Raw genomic sequence first — 20,429 nt, 5'->3', positions numbered from 1 at the left:
CTTAAAATATATACTGGTTTCGGTTTTTTACTTTACAAAATCCTCACGCATCGGCGTAAACATGTCTATCAGCACGCCGGCTTCCAGGCAAACGGCGCCGTGCATGATATTGGATGGCACGTAAAAGGCGTCACCTTTTTTCAGAATCTGTTTTTTATCTCCGATTGTGACTTCAAAAACACCGCTGTCGACATAACTCATCTGAGTATGCACGTGCTTGTGAGGTGTGCCGGTACCGCCCTTCTGGAAGTCGATTTTTACCATCATCATGGTCTCGTCGTAAGACATGATCTTACGTTTCAATCCCACGCCCAGCTCTTGCCAGGGGATTTCAGCATCCACGATAAATTGTTTTCCTTTTGCGGCAGTCGCCTGAGCATTTTGTGCGAATAACGGATTGCCGGAAAGGAAAAGCCCTAAACAAACTAGTGCGGACTTAAAAAGTTGTGATTTGTGACTCATGATTTAATTGATGTCTGAAATTCTTATTTTGAGATAAAATCTTCCCGCAGCGGGGTGAAAATATCAACAAGTATGCCCGCTTCCAGGCACAAAGCGCCATGCACGATGTTTGGCGGAATGTAGTAGGCATCTCCCTTTTTCAATACGCCGGTTTTATCGCCGATGGTTATCTCAAATGAGCCGCTGTCGATATAGCTCATCTGGGTATGAAAATGGCTGTGCAAAGTACCGATGCCGCCTTTTTCAAAAGCGACTTTCACCATCATCAGGTTATCGTCGTATGACATGATTTTCCTTTTCAATCCGCCTCCGAGCTCTTCCCAGTCAATTTCCGAATCGTTGATAAACTCTTTTCCTTTTTGGTCCATTATGATTTAATGATATATTTTATGACGCCTGCCCGGTGCGATAATTATTTTCCGGTTAATGCTTTTGCTGAGGCATTTCCACCAAATTCAATATTTTTCTTTGCCTTCTTTTCATCGGTATTCAATAGGCGGATTCCTTTGGAACGATCGCCGGTAATGTTCAAAAGCAACTCTTTGCCGTCAGAATATTTGATATTATCCATCGTGACATTGGCACTGTTCTGAATTTGCATCACGGTTTTATCTTTTGTAAAAAGTGAGACGTTTTTCAGATTGATATTTTCGCCTTCAATGCAGATAAAGCCTTTATTACTTTGCAATACCGCGTTTTCGATGGTGATGTTTTTAATACTCATTTCAGGTAAACCGCGAACCATGATGGCCGTTTCGGCCCCCTTGCAAACGATGTTGCGGATATGGAAATTCTGAAATTGTGGTGTTCCGGCGTTAACCGGTTCTGCTTTCATAACGGGTAGTTCATTTTTCTCGCCCGCTTTTGGAACCGGATCTTTGGCCATGTAATACATATCGAATAAAACTGCTTCGCCCGGAATATTTGACATGTTAATGTCGGAGATGAAAATATTTTCAACCACACCACCGCGGCCGCGTGCTGTTTTGAAGCGAAGCCCAACGTCGGTTCCCAGAAAATTACAATTGTTGATAAACAGGTTTTTAACGCCGCCGGACATTTCACTGCCGATCACAAAACCACCGTGGCCGTGGAAAACCGTTGAATTCTGGACGATAACATTTTCGGTAGGTACGCCACGCCTACGGCCTTCTTCGTCACGGCCGGATTTAATGCAAATTCCGTCGTCGCCTACATCAAAAGTACAATTGTCGATCATTCCGAACCGGCACGATTCCAGGTCGACACCGTCTCCGTTCTGTGCATACCAGGGGTTACGAACCGTTAAATTTTTTAACGTGATATGGTCGCAAAGCATCGGGTGCAGGTTCCAGGCAGGGGAGTTCTGGAATGTGACGCCTTCCAGCAATATCTTTTTGCAATTGGTGAAGCGGATCAGGTTGGGACGCAAAAACTCCTGAAATTTAACAACATTTTCTATCGTGTAACCGGCCGCAATGTTGCCTGCTCCCGGCGTTTTATTTCCCAAACGTGAACCTTCACTTGGATACCAGGTTTTTTGGCCTTCATCGAGAACGCCTCCGGAGGTAATCAGTTTTTGCCATTGTGAATCTGTTAATTTTTCCTTTTTAACTGACCGCCAGACTTGCCCGGCTCCGTCAATAATCCCGCTGCCGGTGATGGCGATATTAACCGCATCGGCGGCACTCACCGGCGATTGGCAGCGAATGGCGTCCAACCCTTCCCAGGTGGTTTTTACAAGGGGATAATCTTTATAATTGTCACTGAATTGTAACAGAGCGCCTTTGGCAATGTGCAGGTTAATGTTGCTTTTTAAAGTAATCGGGCCGGTCAGCCAGAAACCTTCCGGAATTAAAACCGTTCCGCCTCCTTTTTCTGCGCAGGCATTTATAGCCTTGCTGATGGCAACGGAATTGAGGGTTATGCCATCATTTTTAGCACCATAGGAAATGATGTTGAAGGTGTCTTTCCGGAACGCCGGCTGTTGAATGACTGGCAAATCAAACACATATTTGTCGGTGGTGCCGAAATGTTTGAGATGCTTTTCCAAAGCAAGATTTTGAGACTTTATTTCTTTGGCAACCAAACCGGCCATAATCCGCGCACCGTATTCGGAGAAATGGGTGTCGTCCACAATACCTTTTGGGAATTTTGGATAATAACCACCTTCCAGATGCATAAACAAAGCCTTCGACCCTTCAATACCGTGCTGGACAATGACTGCCTGACTTAATTGATGCAGGTCAATCACCGGCACTTTTAATTCTGTCGCCACTGCTTTTACCGCAGCAGGATAGTCGCCGTGGGTATCCAAAAATTTGCCTTTTTCGTCAAAACGGCGACGCATTACGGGGGTTATCAAAACCGGTTTTCCACCTTTGGCCCGGGTTTCGTTTATAAAACGAGCCAGATTTTTCTTATAATCGGTATTGGCAGCGGCGTAACGGCTGGTGTCTTTATCTTTTGAATCATTGTGCCCGAACTGGATCAATACCCAGTCGCCTGATTTCATCGTTTTTGTGATTGTTGCCCAGCGTCCTTCGTTGATAAAACTTTTGGTGCTGCGGCCATTCATCGCGTGATTTTGTACCTGAATATTATTTTCGAAAAAATCCTGAAAAACCATTCCCCAACCAGTTTCGGGAGCGTCCCCAGGTTGTTTATTGGCCAAAGTAGAATCACCAATCAGAAAAACCTGGATTTTATCCTGATCCGGTCTGAACCCTAAAATGATTACCAGAGAAAGTAATAATAGTTTTTTCATCCTTGTTTCATACACCGCCGGTTTCCCGGAAATGGTTTCATTAATTGACTTATTTTAATAATTATTCCCTGTTGTCATCAGCAGCGAATATCCTGGGATACGACGAGTTTATAGCTTATAATTATAATTATCAAATAATAAATTGTCTTTTGTTGTGCAATCGTTCTCGGGAACGTTGCCAGTCGAAGTATTTTACCTGATCAGATATGATTTTAAGCTGTATAAATGAATTTAGGCGGAATTTGAAGCTGTTTGAGAGCAAAAACGGCTTGCTGAAAATTGGTATTATAGCAATAAAAAAGGAGTTTGGTAAAAGACTTAATTTTACCAAACTCCTCTGTATTTTTTGGATGCTGTTAACGCAAATCGCCTATGGCAACGGCGTCCATGTCGGTGTAATCTTTGTTTTCTCCGGCCATTCCCCAAATAAATGAATAGTTGGAGGTACCACAGCCCGAGTGGATCGACCAGGGTGGCGAGATAATAGCCTGACGGTCGGCTACCCATAAATGACGGGTTTCAGACGGCTCACCCATCAAATGCAGCACACGCTGGTTGGCAGGTACGTCAAAATAACAGTAAGCCTCCATGCGACGGTCATGCACGTGCGATGGCATGGTGTTCCATACACTGCCCGTTTTTAGCACCGTAAGCCCCATCACCAGCTGGCAGCTTTGGATACCATCCAGGTGAATGTATTTGTAGATGGTCCGGTGGTTGGAAGTTTCCATACTTCCGATCGTTACCGGCGTTGCATCTTCTTTTGTGAATAAACGCGTTGGATAAGTCTGATGCGCCGGTGACGACAACAAGTAAAATGCGGCAGGATTTTCTGCGTCGTTGCTTGTGAAAATGACCTTCTGCGTCCCTTTTCCTACATAAATACAGCCCAGTTTGCTGATTGCTATTTCTTCACCGTCAGCGGTAACTTTTCCATCGCCGCCAATGTTGATGATACCGATTTCACGTCTTTCCAGGAAATAATTTGCTTTCAACGAATCGAACGTTTCCAGCACCAGAGGCGTGGAAACGGGTATGGCGCCACCGATCATCACACGGTCGTAATGCGAATAAACCCAGTTGATCTTACCGGATTCAAATATATTTTCAATTAAAAAATTCTCCCGCAAAGTCTCGGTATTCATCTGAGATACTTCCTTACGGCTACTTTCAAACCTGATTTCCATAGTTTAGGGGTATTTATTAGCTTTTGGCTGTTAGCAATTGGCTTTTTAGAAAACAGCGCTTTTATAAATTTTGTTGTTACCTATTAAATTCGGGAGAGTCAACATGCTATTATTAACCGCGCGCCAGACCGCTATCTACCCATCCAGCCGCCATCGACGGTCAAAGTCGTTCCGTTGACGTAATTGGAGGCATCCGAGGCAAGAAACAACGTAGGGCCTTTGAAATCTTCGGGTAATCCCCAGCGACCGGCGGGAATACGGTCGAGAATGGATTTGCTTCTGACCGGATCGTTGCGCAGCGCCTCGGTGTTGTCGGTGTTGATATAACCCGGCGCAATGGCGTTCACATTAACTCCTTTTCCGGCCCATTCGTTGGCCAGCGCTTTCACCAAACCTCCAATGGCACTTTTGGATGCCGTATAACCCGGTACATTTATTCCACCCTGGAAAGTCAGCAGAGATGCAGTGAAGATTATTTTACCATATCCTCGCGTAACCATTTCTTTACCGAGTTCACGGGAAAGGATGAAAGGTGCGTCCAGGTTAATGTTCAATACCTGATCCCAGTATTCGTCGCTGTGCTCGGCCGCAGGCTGGCGAAGGATAATGCCGGCATTATTGACCAGAATATCAATAACCGGATGATCTTCTTTAACCACTTTGAGAAAAGCATAAAGACTCTCGCGGCTGCTCAAATCTACCTGATAAGGATAAAATTTCCTCCCAAGCGATATGATCGATTTTTGAATTTCGCTTTCCGTTGTGGGCAGCGAAGAAGATATGCCGATGATATCAGCCCCAGCTTCGGCCAGTGCTTCGGCCATAGCTTTGCCTATACCACGATTACAACCAGTTACGAGTGCAGTTTTCCCGGTTAGGTTGAACAAATTTGTACTATTCATTTAAATGTTTCTGTTGATTTTTGGGCCGCTGGCATAAATACAGCCAGTTTTTGCAAAAAATGGGTATGATTTTCAACGAGTTTAGATTTAATAATTAGAATTATCAAATATTGGATTGTCTTTTTTTGTGCAATCGTTCTCGGGAACGTTACCAGAAATGTCAGGTGGTAAGTTAATAATTGAAAATTGTAGAATTAAAGGGTAATTTAGTATATTCACTGAGTGTTTAGTTAAGTATATTTTATCTAGGAATAAGTTGTAATAAACGAATATATTCTTTGGAAACAATTACAATAAAAGATATTGCCCGTGCATTAAATTTGTCAACATCCACGGTCTCCCGTGCGTTGAGAAATAGTTACGAAATCAATAATGAAACTAAAAAGCTGGTACTGGAATATGCCGAGAAAATGAACTACCGGCCTAATCCGATTGCTTTGAGTTTGAGAGACAGCAAGAGCAAATCGATCGGCGTTATCATTCCTGAAATTGCTAATAATTTTTTCTCCCAGCTTATCAATGGCATCGAATCCATTGCCTACAACATGGGTTATCATGTTGTGATTTTTCAAAGCCATGAGTCTTACGAGCGGGAGGTCGCCAATACAAATTATCTTGTTTCAAGAAAGGTGGATGGCCTTTTGGTGTCGCTTTCGAGCCTTACCACAGATCTGACACATTTTGAAGAACTGCTGGAAAAGGGGATGCCCATCGTGTTTATCGACCGGGTTCCCAAGAATATTGATACGCATAAAATCGTCGTGGATAATTTCTTTGGAAGTTATCAGGCAACGGAACATCTGATCAAAACGGGAAGGAAAAAAATCGCACATTTGACCAGCCCTTTTTATCTGTCGATCACTATGGAGCGGCTTGACGGATACCGGCAGGCGCTGGAAGATAACGGCATTCCGTTTGATGAATCGTATGTTAAATATTGTCACCATGGCGGGATGATGACCAGTGAAAACGAAACTGCTGTGCAGGAACTACTGGATATGCCTGAGCCGCCGGATGCCATTTTTACTGCCAGCGACCGGTTAACAACCAGCTGTTTATCGGTTTTACACCAGAAACACATCAGGATTCCCGAAGAAATAGCCGTTGTCGGTTTTACCAATACCGGCATTGCAGATTTGCTGAACCCGCCGCTGACTGCCGTTGTACAGCCGGCATTGGATATGGGCCATCAGGCCACGGAGCTTTTAATCAGGCTGATCGAGCACCCCAAAAAACCGACTGTTTTTGAAACAAGATCATTGAAAACATCCTTGATCATCAGAGAATCGACGGCGAGTAAAACCGTTGATGTGTAATTAAAATGTCGATTGATCTATGAACAGCGCCGAATCTATCTGCCTTCCCGTGGGCAATTCACTGTTCAATTTCAGGGTAGCCGGCGTTGCTGTTCAAAACGGAAAACTGCTTCTTCACAAGACACCAACTGATAATTTCTGGAGTCTGCCGGGTGGGCGTGTGGATATGTTTGAATTTTCCAGAGAAACGCTTTTGCGCGAAATGGTTGAGGAGATCGGTAAAACCGTGCACGTCGGCAATTTGTTATGGGTGGTTGAGAATTTCTTTGAATACAATGAAATCCGGTATCATGAGATCGGTTTTTATTACAAAATGGAAATCCCGGACATTGAAAATCAGCTGGATTTTGTCGTCCGGGAAGATGATAACGAGTTGTTGTTTCATTGGGAAGACATCGGACAAATCGATTCCGGAAGTATTTATCCGGAATTTATCACGACCGATTTGTTACTTAACACTACTGCCATTCTGCATATTAATCTGGGTTTTAAAAACCTGAATACCGCGACAACTAGTTTGTCATAAAATGCCAGGTTACTCTGCCGATGGTGTTTGGCTTGTCTTTCTCAGGTGCAGAAATAGTGCCTCTCAAAACACCGTTGCGGCTTTCCACCTTTAATTCACGCCAGGTGTACCGGTTATTTTCGTAAGCGAAAGTTTCGCCGTCGTCGTCGTACAGGCTGGAAACCGCTGCCTGCTTTTTCCCGTAATACCGTATTTCCAGATCGACCTTTTCATTTGCTTTGGGGGCATGTAACAACGCGGGCATCATCGGGATAATGCCGCCATCCTTCACGAAAACAGGGATTTTGGATAATCCGGGTGTTACCGTAATGACCTCGCCTTCACCTGCAAATTTTCCGGTGTAGAAATCGTACCATTTCCCTTTTGGCAAGATAACCTTCCTGGAAGTTTGTCCTGTAAAAAGCGGAGCTACCAGTAAATATTCTCCTGCCATATACTGGTTTTTAACTTCTTTTGCCGTGGCTTCCTCATACGGATTTTCTTCCAGATTAGTCGGCGTTTTTTCTTTATTTATCTCCATCCCAAAACCCTCTTCGAGGTTCATTCCACGGAATGGCGGGGTGCCCTCGTAGTGATATTTGGCAAAAGTGCTGTACCAATAGGGCATCATGCGCATCCGTAGCTGAGCCATGTCTTTAACCTGTTCGGCCACATCGGGGAATGTCCAGGGTTGGGTGCTGCTTGCCCAGGCGTTGATCATAGCCATAGGAGAAAAGCATACGGTCTGAAATCTTCGGAGCCATTCCTCGCTTGTTTTGGATGCGCGCACTTCCGGTGTCCACAATACGCCTGAATAACCACTATTGATCAGCGCGGTAATAAAATCTTCGTGGCTGTAATTGTCGTTGTAAATAACGTAAGGAAAAGAAGAGCCGCCGGCATTGGAGCCGCGTACCAGGCCATAGGTACGGCTGTTGTTTTTCCTGAACATGTCATAGGAATATTTCTGGACCAGCAATCCGTAGGTTTGTCTTAGCTGTTCGGCCGTGTGACCCGAAGGGAAAGTTGCGACATCCGGCCATAAATAAGTATCGAAACCATCCACTTCGTCAATTTTATATCCACTCACACCAATTTTTACATGCTCTTTTTCAAACTGTCCAAACAATATCTTTCTCGCTTCCGGCATAGAAAGATCGGGCACAATCCCGTTCCACACGGTATTAGACGCGGTGTAAGGTTTTATTTTTGAATAAATAGAAGCATCCGGCGAAACATATGGGTTGGTCCATAAGTTAATTTTTACACCGACAGCATCCATTTCCTTTACAAACTTTTCAGGATTTGGAAAACGGATTTGGTCCCATTCAAACGTGCAGGGATAGGATTTACTCTGCCAGCCAGGTTCCAATCCAATAAAATCGAGCGGATAACCTTTATCCGAAAAAGCCTTGGCTTCGGCTTTTACCTGTTCCTCGTTATAAAGCCTGTTGACACGCTGCGTGAAGCCCAGTCCCCACCGGGGCGGCAGGCAACCCCCGCCGCTTAACAAATTGAATCGCTCAATCGCGTTCACGGGCTTAGGACCAGCAAAAACATATAGCTCAATCCCTTCGGCAGGTACAAGCATTTCCACGGCGTCGGAATAGGGGTGGGCCTGCCAGTTTTTATCCGTATTTCTGTCCTGAACCTCCGGGGCGTTTCTGCTGTCTTTCCTGACCGACGATCCGGCATAAACATCAATGTATTTCGCTGAATTTACAAATACGCCATATCCCAGGGAAGAGACATAAAAAGGAACGGGTGCATGGGTTCGTCCGTTATCGGATTTGCCATAATGATCCGCGTGCAGCTGCATAATCCGCCCGCGTTGGTGGATCGTCTGAAAGTTCAGACCAAAGCCATAAAGTTGTTCATTTCTTTCGAGTGGAAAACGAAGATAGGTTTTACCATTTTTCACTTCAACGGAAATATCCTCGTTGTTTAACGGGAAATCTGCTTTTTTGAGTTTTTTCAGAGTTGACGACGGTTCTGTATCGGCTGCTTTCAGTAAATCATAAGCATCGGGTTTTCCAACGGTGCCCTTCCAGATTCCGGGATGAATTTCATGCCATCGCACAGATTGGGCGGAAGCAGGCGGTAACAGATACCCAGATGTCAATAGCAATAAAAACAGGTAAAATCGTTTCATATGTGGGTTTTAGGAATGGAATTGCATTGAAAAAGGATGTTCCGATAGGGGCGGTATTTCTTCGGATTTATTTTTCCGGAAATAATAGGTTCTTCCGGAATTTGTCTCCTGCGTCCTTGTCATCTAGTAAACAAATCATCGTTTCGTTTCTACTAAAAAATATTCTTTTAAATTAAAAGTCTATAAATATTGTAGATTATATAGATTAATAATACCTTTGCATTAGAAACTCAAACAAGTACACAACCCTAACGATTATGTATTACGAAATCGAAGATGAATTGGGTAACATTTCTACCATTCAGCTGAAAGAGCGGGAGCAGGACGAACAAGCTGAGGAACTGGCAGTTGGTGATCTGGCCCCTTTATTTTATTTGAGATCGGAAGATGGCGTGCAGGTAACATCTGTTTCCGGATATTCCGTAGCCAACGATTCCAGGTCTCTGATTGATCTGTTGTCTTACAAGCCACTTGTACTGAGTTTCTATTGTCCATGCTGGGGAAGTTATGCGCCCAAACATCTGGCTGTTTTGCAGGAACTTGCTCCGCAAATAGAAGCATTTGGCGGACAGCTTCTGGTGCTGACCAACGAGTCACCAAAGCAAATAGAGCGGATAGTAAAGAAGCTGCAACTTGATTTTGCCATCATTCACGATAAGGACTTCAACGTGGCGCGTTCTTACGGGGTTTACTCGGAAACATCGCCGATCTGGGACCGCATTGCGGGCATTTCAGAGGAAGTTTTCACACCATCATTGTTCGTGATCGGTAATGACAGAAAAATTGCCTACACTTTTGTGGACGAAAATTTCGACGGAGCGCCAAATCGTAAGGAGCTGTTGAAAACAGTTTACGACTGGAAAGACAAAAAATAAAAGTATTTAAAATTTATATCATCTGCACCGGCAGTCAGACTGTTTCAATTATATTTGAACCAGTCCGGTTGCCGGTGTAATATTTTCATTCATCTGACACTTCTGTTACGTTTTTTATGCCTTCTGCAATCTCAGGAATCCAGTCGAAACTGCCCAAGGTGGGTACTACCATTTTTACCCATATGTCGAAACTTGCCGAAGATCACAAGGCGATTAATCTGGCGCAGGGTTTTCCGGAATTTGACTGTGCTCCGGATTTGCAAAAACTGGTTGACAAATACATTCGGCAGGGCAAAAATCAATATGCGCCGATGGCAGGCGTGCTGGCATTAAGGGAGGCCATTTCCAGGAAGGTGTTTGAGGCAACGGGCACGGAATATCACCCCGTATCCGAAATCACCATAACCAGCGGAGCCACGGAGGCGCTTTACGTTGCTATTTCAACGGTGGTGAATCCGGGTGACGAGGTAATTGTTTTTGAACCTGCTTATGACAGTTATGTTCCGGCGATTGAAATGAACGGCGGAATCCCGGTTTTTGTGACCCTGGATCCGCAATATGAATACATTGACTGGGCTATTGTCGGAGCAAAGGTCACGGACAAAACAAAGGCGGTCATCATCAATACACCACACAATCCCACGGGGAAAGTATGGACTTCAACGGACCTGCAACAACTTAGTTTTCTGGCTGAAAAACATGACTTGTTTGTGATCAGCGACGAAGTTTACGAACATATTATTTTTGACGGATTACAGCATATTTCAGCAGCTTCGATACCTGCACTGGCTTCCAGAACATTTCTTTGCGGGTCTTTCGGGAAAACTTTTCATACAACAGGATGGAAAGTGGGGTATTGCCTGGCACCGACGGAATATACCGCCGAGTTCCGTAAAATCCATCAGTACATGGTTTTCAGTGTGGTTACGCCATTCCAGTTCGCGCTGGCAGAGTATCTGCAGGAACCGGATCATTATTTAAGTCTTTCCTCATTTTATGAGACCAAGCGGAACCTGTTTAATAATGCAATCAGGGACACTGGATTTATTCTTAAACCTTCGGAAGGAAGTTTTTTTCAGAACGTATCTTATGCGCATTTGTCCGATGAGCATGATTTTGTTTTGGCAGAAAGGCTGACGAGGGAAGCGGGCGTTGCTTCAATTCCTATTTCTTCATTTTACGATCAGCCTGCGGATTTCCGGGTTTTGAGATTTTGCTTTGCTAAAAACAATGATACCCTTCTAAAAGCCGCTGCGTTATTGAACAAGGTTGTTTGGTGATCATTTTGTGGTTACACAGAGATACGCGAGGTAAATGGAGGTACACAGAGGTTATTATTCAACATCAATTATGTGAATCTCTTTTTTACTCAGTGGTTCTCTGTGTAACCTAAGAGGTACGTGGAAATAAAAGGAGATATACAGAGGTTATTATAACATTAACTCTGTGAATCTCTCTTTACCTCTGTGGTTCTCTGTGTAACCTAAACACAAACCTTTATTTCTTGAATAACAAGGCTTTAATCGGTTGGATGCGGGTAATGATCAGTGTAGGAATCATGAGAATCAAGGCAGAAACAACAGCGGTGATCACGTTAATTAACAAAAACGTGGGCCAGTCAAAAATGATGGGAACGGTGTCCATGTTGTAATTGACCGGATCAAGCGGAATGATTTTGAATTGATATTGCAGCCAGCAAAATGCCAGACCGGTCACATTCCCAATCAGCAGTCCTGTACGCACCATATACAAACCTACCCGTAAAAAAACCATTCTGATTTGTTTGTTTGGGCTGCCGAGGGTTTTTAATAAACCAATTAAAGGCGTCCTTTCCATGATCATAACCAGTAAAATGGAGATCATGTTGAAGCAGGCAACGAAAAGGATTAACGTAAGGAAAACGGCTGTATTTCTGTCGAGTAGTATGAGCCAGTCGAATAACTGGCGGAATGTATCCGTGACTTTTTGAAGATAAACAGCTGGCGGCAAAATCTTTTTCAACTTATGCGAAACGTTGTCCAGCTGCTGAAAATCTTTAAGATAGATTTCATAAGTACCGATCGAATCTGGTCCCCAGCCATTGAGGCGCTGTACCAGAGCGAGGTCGCCAATGATAAGCCGGTCGTCGAATTCTTCCATCTGCGTATCATAAATACCCGAAATTTTCAGTTTTCTGGGACGCGGTGGATCTTGCAGCGAATACATAATAACGTCGTCGCCGGATTTCAGCTTCAACTGGGATGCAATTTTTCGACTGATCAGGATTTCGGAAGAATAGCCATACTTCAAAGATGACGAATCTTTCGTACCGATTAAACGACCCTCTACCAGTGTACTTTTAAACAAGTCCCAATCATAATCCTTGCCTACACCTTTTAAAACCACGCCCTTTATCTCATCAGAGGTTTTCAGGATGCCCGATTTGTGAGCGACGGCCTGCCAGTGACTTATTTCCGGCATTTTCTTCAAGGCGTCAGAAACCGGGTTTTTGATATGCATAGCGCCCTCTTCATACATATTTCCCAACGCAAAAGCGGTCACGTTGATGTGGGCACCGAAGAGGAAAACTTTTTTCTGAATTGTTTCCTTAAACCCGATCAGCACTGCAAATGAAACAATTCCGACCGCCACACCGATAGCAATACTGGCTACGCCAATGCGTGAAACCGTTGCAGAAAAAGAACCGGCTTCGTTGTTCCGGATGCGTTTGGCGATAAATGAGGGAAACTGCAAAGAAATCGGATTTTAGATTTTATTATTATTCTGACAAAAGTAGCGAAAAAGTTTACTTCCTCTCGAATCCATGGTAAATACCGTAATCACGCTTTCTTTTATGTTTTTTTACGTCTTAGATCAAAATATTCAATTCTTCTCCTCATTTTTTTGTTAAGTTGCTAAGCGGTTTGTGTTCTGTCAAACGGTAAAACTCCAGTACCTCAAAACGGATTATTCTAAATATGTCATTTATAAAAGTATCCTCAGGCGTAGTAAATCAGACGCCGATGGCGTGGGAATCCAATACCAAACACATTTTACAGGCGATTGAAGAAGCAAAGAAACAGGATGTAAGCCTGCTCTGTCTGCCTGAATTGTGCGTGTCGGGTTATGGTTGTGAAGATTATTTTTTCGCGCAGGATCTTGTGGATCAGGCTCAGAAATGTCTTCATGAAATTGTTCGGGCTACTGCCGGAATTATTGTTGCGGTGGGTTTACCGGTTCGTCATAACAACAGCTTGTACAATGCCGCCTGTCTTATTGCCAATAAGCAGATTATAGGATTTTATTGTAAACAAAATCTCGCCAATAACGGGATCCACTATGAGGCAAGATGGTTTCGTCCATGGCCTGCGGGGCTGGTTGAAAGTATCGAAATTGATCAGATGTTGTATCCGATCGGGGATGTGATTTTTGATTTGTCAGGAATCAGGATCGGCTTTGAAATTTGCGAAGATGCCTGGGTGTCAAACCGTCCGGGGCGCCGCCATTATGAACGTGGTGTGGATGTGATATTAAATCCAAGCGCCAGCCATTTTGCTTTCCATAAGTTTCTTACACGTGAAAGATTGGTGCTTGATGGTTCGAGATCATTCGGTTGCAGTTATGTTTACACCAATTTATTGGGAAATGAAGCCGGGAGAGCCATTTATGATGGTGATGCGATGATCGCCTCCAACGGTGAAATGCTGGTAACAAGTGACCGGTTCAGTTATGAAGACTATCTGATCATCACCGCGGTGATCGATACCGACAATACACGTTTGAATCAGTTACAGAACAAGATATCATCGTCAAATAAAGATAAAACCTGGCGTGTCGCCGGACGTTTTGATTTTCCGGAGATAAGTCCCGTTCCGCAGCAAATAGCAGAATTGGAAGCTTTTGAAAAGGGCGGTGCCTTGAAGGAAGAGGAATTTGCACGTGCCGTTTCTCTTGGGCTTTTTGACTATCTGAGAAAAAGTCGTTCCAATGGTTTTACCATTTCCTTGTCCGGAGGTGCTGATTCCTGCGCCTGTACTGCGTTATGTGGTCTGATGATCCGTCTTGCCGATGAAAGTATTGGTCTGAAACGGTTTAAGGAAAAACTGTCGTATATCAAGGGCATTCAGTCAGCCAAGACGGAGGAAGATATTGCTTTGGCTTTGATCCATAATATTTATCAGGGCACGGAAAACAGCTCGTCTGACACGCTGGATTCGGCCAGTTCACTGGCTTTGTCTATTGGGTCAACTTTTTATAACATTAATATCAACGGTCTGGTTGAGACCTACAAAGGATTAATTGAAGATCAGATCGGTCGGAAATTGTCCTGGAAAACGGACGATATCGCCTTGCAGAATATCCAGGCGAGGGTGCGTGCCCCGGGTGTTTGGTTACTGACTAACCTGTCAAATCACCTGCTGCTGGCCACCTCCAATCGTTCCGAAGTGGCGGTGGGTTACGCTACGATGGATGGCGATACTTCCGGAAGTATCAGCCCGCTGGCTGGAATTGACAAACATTATTTGCGTCAGTGGCTTCGGTGGCTGGAAACCGTTGGATGTGAGGTGAAAGGAAAACATATCAGGATTGAAGGTTTGAAAAAGGTCAATTCGCTGCAACCCACAGCAGAGCTCCGGCCGTTGGAATTAAACCAGACGGATGAGGCGGATCTGATGCCGTATGATTTTCTGGATGCTTTGGAAAAAGTAGCCATCCGGGATAAAAAATCGCCGGTTGACTGTTACAGGCACATGCTCGTAAAATATAACGGCGTTTATTCGGATGCACAGGTGCTAGGCTGGACGGAAAGATTCTTTAAATTATGGAGCCGGAATCAATGGAAAAGAGAGCGTTATGCGCCGTCCTTCCATTTGGATGACCTGAATCTGGATCCACGTTCCTGGTGCCGTTTCCCGATTCTTTCAGGAGGATTTGAAAAAGAATTGGAAGAACTGAGAGAATATGCAGGTGGCAATGGGGGAAGGAATAGCAGGGGAAGAATCGGATTTTAGGACTTCTTTTTGGTTTCACGCAAAGAGACAAAGTAAAAAAACGCAAAGAGCGCAAAGTTTAAACTCTGTGTGATCTTTGCGTTTTTAGCTTTATTGCTTTGCGTGAAACCCTTCTCAAATTTTATCCCGGAACCTAATAGCAGCCTGAAACCCCACCCAGCCGTAGTTGCTCCGTGTCTGATCGGGTTTTCCACCGAGCCAAAACGTGGAAAAAAATCTCCGGTCATCTCTGGCCCTACCTACATAATTTCCGGTCAGCAAATTTATTGATGGGCCAAAAGCTAATGAAAACCTGTTGCCGAGTTTTCTTTCAATGGCAGTAACAAGTCTGAACAAACCTGCCGGATCGTTATCCTCAATATGTTCATCCACGAATACAAGGTTGGCTGTTACATCAGCATTGACCATCCACCCGCGTCCGAGATTTCTTGCCGTACCAAAACCGTAGCCAATACTTGCGATTGGTTTGTTGTGAGCCAGCGCGTTAAATCCAAACGTAAATATGTTGTAAAATGCGTTCACCCCGGTTTTAAAAGACGAGTTTATGTAGTTGAATTCATCAGTCGCGACCTCATAGCGACGGTATCCGTTTTTACGCACATAACTGAATAATCCAATAGGTGTTGTCGCTGATGAATCCGCGTAGTTAACGGCGCTCAGCTGATGACCGCGACGTACCGTTCTTGCATAGTTGTAACCTCCTGAAACCTGCCATCCATAAAGATTTCCTAAAAGCACATTGCCCGCGCCCGCGAGTTGCAGGCCATGGAAATTGCCGGCCGTGAAATTCAACAAGGTAGAATACTGAAAACCTGTCACACTGCCCATGACCACATTAAGCGCTGTGGCGTACTGGAAACCGGTGACGTTATTTCCGACCACATTGGCAATCCCGGCAAGCTGAACGCCTCGTACATGCCCCCGGTCGGCATTAAAAAATCCACCAATTTCCAGCTTATTGGTGCCGAGGGAATACCCTGCAAAAACGTTGAAAGAATAGTCATTGACCACGTTGCCGCTCAATTCGCGGTTGGTACTGAGAAATGGTAAAATGGAGTTCTGCACCGTCCGGTACAAAGTGTCGGTAATGTTTCTGGTGTTGATGGCCTGTTTTGCTGAGGCAAATGCCATACTGAAATCCTTTCGGACGCGCTGGTAGGTAGTCCGCAGTTTTTTCTGAAAACGAATGGAATCTATTTCAATGATGGTATCAGGTGATACGTAGGTAGTTGAAGTATATTCAAATTGTGGAATTAGTATTTTGGGATTATCAGGAGAAGTTGTCTTTTTAGGAATATTGATTGGCCTGACGGATAGCGATTTGATGGTATCCGGATTAAGAGAAATGGGCAAATAAGTATTTTTTTTACTGGATATAATAACCGATTTGCCAACATACTGGTGTTTCCTGACTTCAAGTCTTACCGGCGAAGAAGCTGTGGGTAACCGGATTTTATAATAACCATACCGGTCGCTTATCGTTGAAGCCAGCGTGTATGGGTCATAAATACTGGCATTGGCGAGTTTTTCGCCCGTTCTTTTATCTATGATGTAGCCGTTCAGATTGAAATTTTCAGGGACCTCGTTTTCCTTTTTCGGATTGCTTTGTAAAATAATGTACTTGTGCCGCTCCTTGAAATTAACTTTTCCCTTAAACAACTCAATCAGTATTTCACGTATGCTTTGATTGGACACGTTAACAGAGACGCGGGTTCTGGTATCGATAACATCAGGGCTATATGAAAAACTAAACCCGCCCAGGTTACCGATTTGCTGTAAAACTTCATCCAGAGGCTGGTTATTGACCCGGATTGAGATTTTTCGTTCCAACAATTCCTGCGCTTGGGAAGGAATGGACACCAGAAAACTCAATAACATTATCAGGAAAGGGAACTGGAAATTTTTCAAGGGAATGTGCGGATAGGTTGAGGCTTGCGGCAATGAAACGAGGTACTACTGGCAGCTGTTTCCGTCAAGCCAATAAGTCGTTCCTTCTTTTCTCAAACGTAATTGCAGGGTTTCAGCGATAACGGAAAGCGTGGCATCGAGTGGCTCCTTTTGAAAACCAATGGTCAGCCGGCATTTCGCCAGGTCAGCGTTGGCTAAGCGAATATCAGCGTGATAACCGTCTTTTAACGAATTAATAATATCGCCCAAATGTGCTGCATTAAAATCAAAAACCTGCGTGCGATAACCCATGATGTTCAAATCGGCCTGCAAACTTCGCAAGGTGTCCTCTTCCACTTCTGCACTTTCCCCCTTGACCAATTCAATTTGTTGATCGGCCTTGCTGACGCGCACTTTTCCGGTTTTTACATCAACACGTACAAGTTCTTTTTTATAGGCTTTCACGTTAAAAGAAGTTCCCAAAACCCTTACTTCGGTGCCATTCGCATCAATAACAAAAGGGTGGGCAGCGTCAGGTTTTACATCAAAAAAGGCTTCTCCCTGTAAAGCAACCGAACGTAAATCACCGCTAAAATTTTCGGGATAAGTTATTTTTGAGTTATAATTCAAAAACACTTTGGTCCCGTCGGGCAGGATTGCTTCGGTTGTATTGTTGGTTGTGGCAACCTGCAATGGCTCGGGGTTGTTGAACTGGGTCTGAAAAACGTACCATCCAAATGCCATCATAACCATTGAAACCGCTGCGGCAATCCATAATGTATAGGAAACCTGTTTTTTTACAGGTAATTTTTTGATAATTGTTTCATGAGCCGGGTCCGGATCAATACGTGTTTCCGCAACGACCGGATTCTTAGCAGTCATTTTTAAACGAACCTTATCCCAGGCCGCGTCGGTATCTACTTTTACCTGTTTTGTTTTTAGCGCAGCAGACTTCTCCCAGATCATTTCAAAGGCTGCAAGCTCCTTTTCATTTTCGGGTGAATTTTTAAGCCAGTTTTGTACCTCTGCTATTTCCTCAGCAGTGGCAATGTCGGCCATGTAGCGTGCTAACAGCTCATCCGATATGTTTTCATGATTGTTCATGCTTACGATTGGAAAAACTGTTGATGTAAAAAATAAACTAATAAAAGCAGGGAAGGAAGGTAATCCGCCAGCTCACTCCGTAATATTTTCAATGCTTTGCCAATTTGGTTTTCCACTGTTTTGATGGAAATACTAAGCTGATCGGCAATTTCCTGATATTTCATTTCTTCAAAGCGGCTCATCCGGAATGCTTTCTGGCATTGTTCCGGCAGGCGGCGTATTGCTTTTTCAATGCGTTCAGCCAGTTCGTCCGCATGGATCACCTCCGTTACGGATTCATATGATTGCGGCATATAGTTAACCGAATATTCCCGGTACGCCTCTTTCACCGATGCATGCTTGAACCGGTTCAGGCAATGATTATGCACTGCGCGATACAGGTAAGATTTTAACGAAAGGGTAATTTCAAGATCTTCTCTTTTTTCCCAAATCGTTATAAAGACTGTTTGTACAATTTCCTCCGCATCCTCTTCGTCTTTCAGCAGAGAGCTGGCATAATTGCACAAGCGCTGGTAATAGAAACGAAAAGTACGCTCGAAAGCGGCTTCGTCTCCTCTTCTTATCGCTTGAACAATTTCCGGATCGGTGGCTTGCACAGACTTTCTCTTTTGATTTTTGGCCAAAAGTAGATAATCTCTTCCGATTATAAAATCCCGATTAATAAGAGCGGTTGCTGACACGGTTCAAGTTTCTTTTCTATATGACAAACGGAAGCTTCTTTCCCCCTATGTAAAAAAATATTTTTATGCGTAGGGGGAAAATATTTTTGGATTGTCCTGAGAGGGAGAACAGGAAATATCCTAAGTCAATCATCATTTATTAGCTATGAAAAAATTATTTCTTCCCTTGTTTGTTTACGCTTTTACTTTATTCAGTCTGCAATCCTGTGAATATGTCGACGACGATCCGGAACCACGCGGAACAAGTACGCGTAATTTTAATTTCACCGGTTTTGACCAGCTTGAAATGGGCAACGCTTTTCATGTCAACGTAAAGGCGGGCAACACCTATGCCATCGCGGCAACGGGTGAACTGAATGATCTTGATGACCTTGAAATTTTTACTCAGGATGGAGAACTTGTCGTCCGTTATAAGGATTGGAGGAATCGTCGTAAAAAAATGACAATTGACGTTACCATGCCCAACTTATCCGGTGTAGAGTTTTCGGGAGCAGTGGACGCCGGTATTCGTGGATTTGAAAATGCACGTGAAATCGACTTTGAATTATCTGGTGCTTCTCAGTGTAATTTTATCGGGTCTGCTAAAAGTATCGAAGTTGACTTATCCGGCGCCTCTTATCTGAGCCTGGTTGGCGGCGGGCAGTTTCTGGATGGAGAACTGTCGGGGGCGTCGGAATTAAGCAGTTTCGATTATCAGGCAGAAGAATCGGATCTTCAGTTGTCAGGAGCCAGCAAAGGGAAAGTCCGTGTCAGTAAATTTTTGAAAGCTGATGCCAGCGGAGCGAGTAATTTAAGGTATCTGGGAAATCCGAACGTTCAGAAAAAGGTTTCCGGCGGCAGTTCGGTGCATCAGGATTAAGTTATTTGATTATCCCGTATCGGGCCCGTGCCTGTTTTTTCGACATCCCGTCAAAATGCCACCACTCGGTTGTATTGACGGTGAAACCGGCCTGAGTCATGGCTTTGCGCAGAATATTTCGGTTCGCAATTTGTTTGGATGTGAGCTTACCCTGTTTCAGCATTTCCTGTTCCGAGCGGGGATAGGCGAGGGGGCCAAAGAAATCATATTTGGTCCCCATATCCAGCGGCTGTCCTTTTTCGTCTACAACCGTAAGGTCTATGGCACAACCAAAATTATGGTTGGAGCCAATTTTTGGATCGGCAACATACTGCGTTTTCTGACGAACAGGTATTTTGAGATCATCGAGCGCATCCCACAACTTGTATTGAACTGAATTCGGACGGGCTGCATCGTACACCAGCAATTTGAAACCTGGTTTTGTACGTTGAAGAATGACACTGGCCTGAGAAAGTTTTTTAGCCATTTCCGGTTGAAGATAAGCATGGGTCAAATCTCCATACACATTTCTCTTCATGAAATTATCAGCAGTCGCATATTTTAACTCAATCAGTATATCGGGATTGACGGTCTGGATATTGACGAGCCCTTGATCGAGTATCTTTTTTTCGGTAGGGGAAATATTCTTTTCAGGTTGATTTTTAGCGTGCTGTGCCTGACCTGATGTGAAGCAAACTGAAAAAAACGCAATCGAAAAAAATACCTTAAAAGCACGCATACACTTCAAACAATAAATAATCCCTCCTTTTCAGTGTTTGAAAAG

At 44.1% G+C, this 20,429-nt stretch carries 17 protein-coding genes; 6 read left to right on the top strand and 11 right to left on the bottom strand.

Annotated features, from left to right (window positions below):
• Window positions 1-27: 27 nt before the first annotated feature.
• The 5 genes from M1L62_RS04310 to M1L62_RS04290 form a co-directional block, all read right to left on the bottom strand.
• Entirely contained in the window at window positions 28-462 is a 435-nt protein-coding gene (locus M1L62_RS04310) for a cupin domain-containing protein (protein ID WP_310589956.1), read from the bottom strand.
• 23 nt (window positions 463-485) lie between these two features.
• Window positions 486-830 (bottom strand): cupin domain-containing protein, encoded by a 345-nt coding sequence (locus tag M1L62_RS04305; RefSeq protein WP_254411773.1) that lies wholly within the window; start codon window positions 828-830, stop codon window positions 486-488.
• 44 nt (window positions 831-874) lie between these two features.
• Window positions 875-3,208: a glycosyl hydrolase family 28 protein gene (locus M1L62_RS04300; protein WP_254411772.1), complete on the bottom strand. Its 2,334-nt coding sequence runs from the start codon at window positions 3,206-3,208 to the stop codon at window positions 875-877.
• A gap of 356 nt (window positions 3,209-3,564) precedes the next feature.
• Entirely contained in the window at window positions 3,565-4,395 is an 831-nt protein-coding gene (kduI, locus tag M1L62_RS04295) for a 5-dehydro-4-deoxy-D-glucuronate isomerase (protein ID WP_254411771.1), read from the bottom strand.
• A gap of 131 nt (window positions 4,396-4,526) precedes the next feature.
• Window positions 4,527-5,297: an SDR family oxidoreductase gene (locus tag M1L62_RS04290; RefSeq protein WP_254411770.1), complete on the bottom strand. Its 771-nt coding sequence runs from the start codon at window positions 5,295-5,297 to the stop codon at window positions 4,527-4,529.
• A 278-nt stretch (window positions 5,298-5,575) separates the two neighbouring features.
• On the opposite strand from M1L62_RS04290, the gene M1L62_RS04285 reads away from it, so the two are divergent.
• Both M1L62_RS04285 and M1L62_RS04280 read left to right on the top strand, forming a co-directional pair.
• On the top strand, window positions 5,576-6,613 hold the full coding sequence (locus tag M1L62_RS04285; protein ID WP_254411769.1) for a LacI family DNA-binding transcriptional regulator: 1,038 nt from the start codon (window positions 5,576-5,578) through the stop codon (window positions 6,611-6,613).
• A 19-nt stretch (window positions 6,614-6,632) separates the two neighbouring features.
• Entirely contained in the window at window positions 6,633-7,139 is a 507-nt protein-coding gene (locus tag M1L62_RS04280; protein WP_254411768.1) for an NUDIX hydrolase, read from the top strand.
• Here M1L62_RS04280 and M1L62_RS04275 read toward each other — a convergent pair.
• The gene (locus M1L62_RS04275; protein WP_254411767.1) at window positions 7,126-9,270 is read right to left on the bottom strand and encodes a glycoside hydrolase family 31 protein; all 2,145 of its coding nucleotides are present in this window, start codon (window positions 9,268-9,270) and stop codon (window positions 7,126-7,128) included. The genes M1L62_RS04280 and M1L62_RS04275 overlap by 14 nt on opposite strands.
• 257 nt (window positions 9,271-9,527) lie before the next feature.
• Between M1L62_RS04275 and M1L62_RS04270 the strand changes: the two genes are divergently transcribed.
• Together M1L62_RS04270 and M1L62_RS04265 are read left to right on the top strand one after the other, a co-directional pair.
• Window positions 9,528-10,145 carry a redoxin domain-containing protein gene (locus tag M1L62_RS04270; protein ID WP_254411766.1) on the top strand — a complete coding sequence of 206 codons (618 nt, stop codon included), beginning with the start codon at window positions 9,528-9,530 and terminating at the stop codon, window positions 10,143-10,145.
• A 116-nt stretch (window positions 10,146-10,261) separates the two neighbouring features.
• Entirely contained in the window at window positions 10,262-11,425 is a 1,164-nt protein-coding gene (locus M1L62_RS04265) for a methionine aminotransferase (protein ID WP_254411765.1), read from the top strand.
• A gap of 217 nt (window positions 11,426-11,642) precedes the next feature.
• On the opposite strand, the gene M1L62_RS04260 is transcribed toward M1L62_RS04265, so the two are convergent.
• Window positions 11,643-12,878 carry an ABC transporter permease gene (locus tag M1L62_RS04260; protein ID WP_254411764.1) on the bottom strand — a complete coding sequence of 412 codons (1,236 nt, stop codon included), beginning with the start codon at window positions 12,876-12,878 and terminating at the stop codon, window positions 11,643-11,645.
• A 224-nt stretch (window positions 12,879-13,102) separates the two neighbouring features.
• Between M1L62_RS04260 and nadE the strand changes: the two genes are divergently transcribed.
• Window positions 13,103-15,136, top strand: coding sequence for an NAD(+) synthase (gene nadE / locus M1L62_RS04255; RefSeq protein WP_254411763.1), 2,034 nt, complete (start codon window positions 13,103-13,105; stop codon window positions 15,134-15,136).
• Between the two features lie 114 nt (window positions 15,137-15,250).
• Here the strand turns inward: nadE and M1L62_RS04250 are convergent, their stop codons facing one another.
• From M1L62_RS04250 to M1L62_RS04240, 3 genes are read right to left on the bottom strand one after another with little or no spacing between them, the layout of a single operon-like run.
• Window positions 15,251-17,044, bottom strand: coding sequence for an STN and carboxypeptidase regulatory-like domain-containing protein (locus M1L62_RS04250; protein ID WP_254411762.1), 1,794 nt, complete (start codon window positions 17,042-17,044; stop codon window positions 15,251-15,253).
• A 45-nt stretch (window positions 17,045-17,089) separates the two neighbouring features.
• Window positions 17,090-18,127 (bottom strand): FecR family protein, encoded by a 1,038-nt coding sequence (locus M1L62_RS04245; protein WP_254411761.1) that lies wholly within the window; start codon window positions 18,125-18,127, stop codon window positions 17,090-17,092.
• A gap of 2 nt (window positions 18,128-18,129) precedes the next feature.
• Window positions 18,130-18,723: an RNA polymerase sigma-70 factor gene (locus M1L62_RS04240; protein ID WP_254411760.1), complete on the bottom strand. Its 594-nt coding sequence runs from the start codon at window positions 18,721-18,723 to the stop codon at window positions 18,130-18,132.
• A gap of 229 nt (window positions 18,724-18,952) precedes the next feature.
• Between M1L62_RS04240 and M1L62_RS04235 the strand changes: the two genes are divergently transcribed.
• On the top strand, window positions 18,953-19,666 hold the full coding sequence (locus M1L62_RS04235) for a head GIN domain-containing protein (protein WP_254411759.1): 714 nt from the start codon (window positions 18,953-18,955) through the stop codon (window positions 19,664-19,666).
• 1 nt (window position 19,667) lies between these two features.
• Here M1L62_RS04235 and M1L62_RS04230 read toward each other — a convergent pair whose 3' ends face one another.
• Window positions 19,668-20,384 carry a M15 family metallopeptidase gene (locus M1L62_RS04230; RefSeq protein ID WP_254411758.1) on the bottom strand — a complete coding sequence of 239 codons (717 nt, stop codon included), beginning with the start codon at window positions 20,382-20,384 and terminating at the stop codon, window positions 19,668-19,670.
• Window positions 20,385-20,429: the final 45 nt, after the last annotated feature.

This window comes from Dyadobacter diqingensis (assembly GCF_024220585.1).
Lineage (GTDB): Bacteria > Bacteroidota > Bacteroidia > Cytophagales > Spirosomataceae > Dyadobacter > Dyadobacter diqingensis.
The sequence above is the reverse complement of the archived record's forward strand: the minus strand, read 5'-3'. Positions and strand labels throughout refer to the sequence as shown.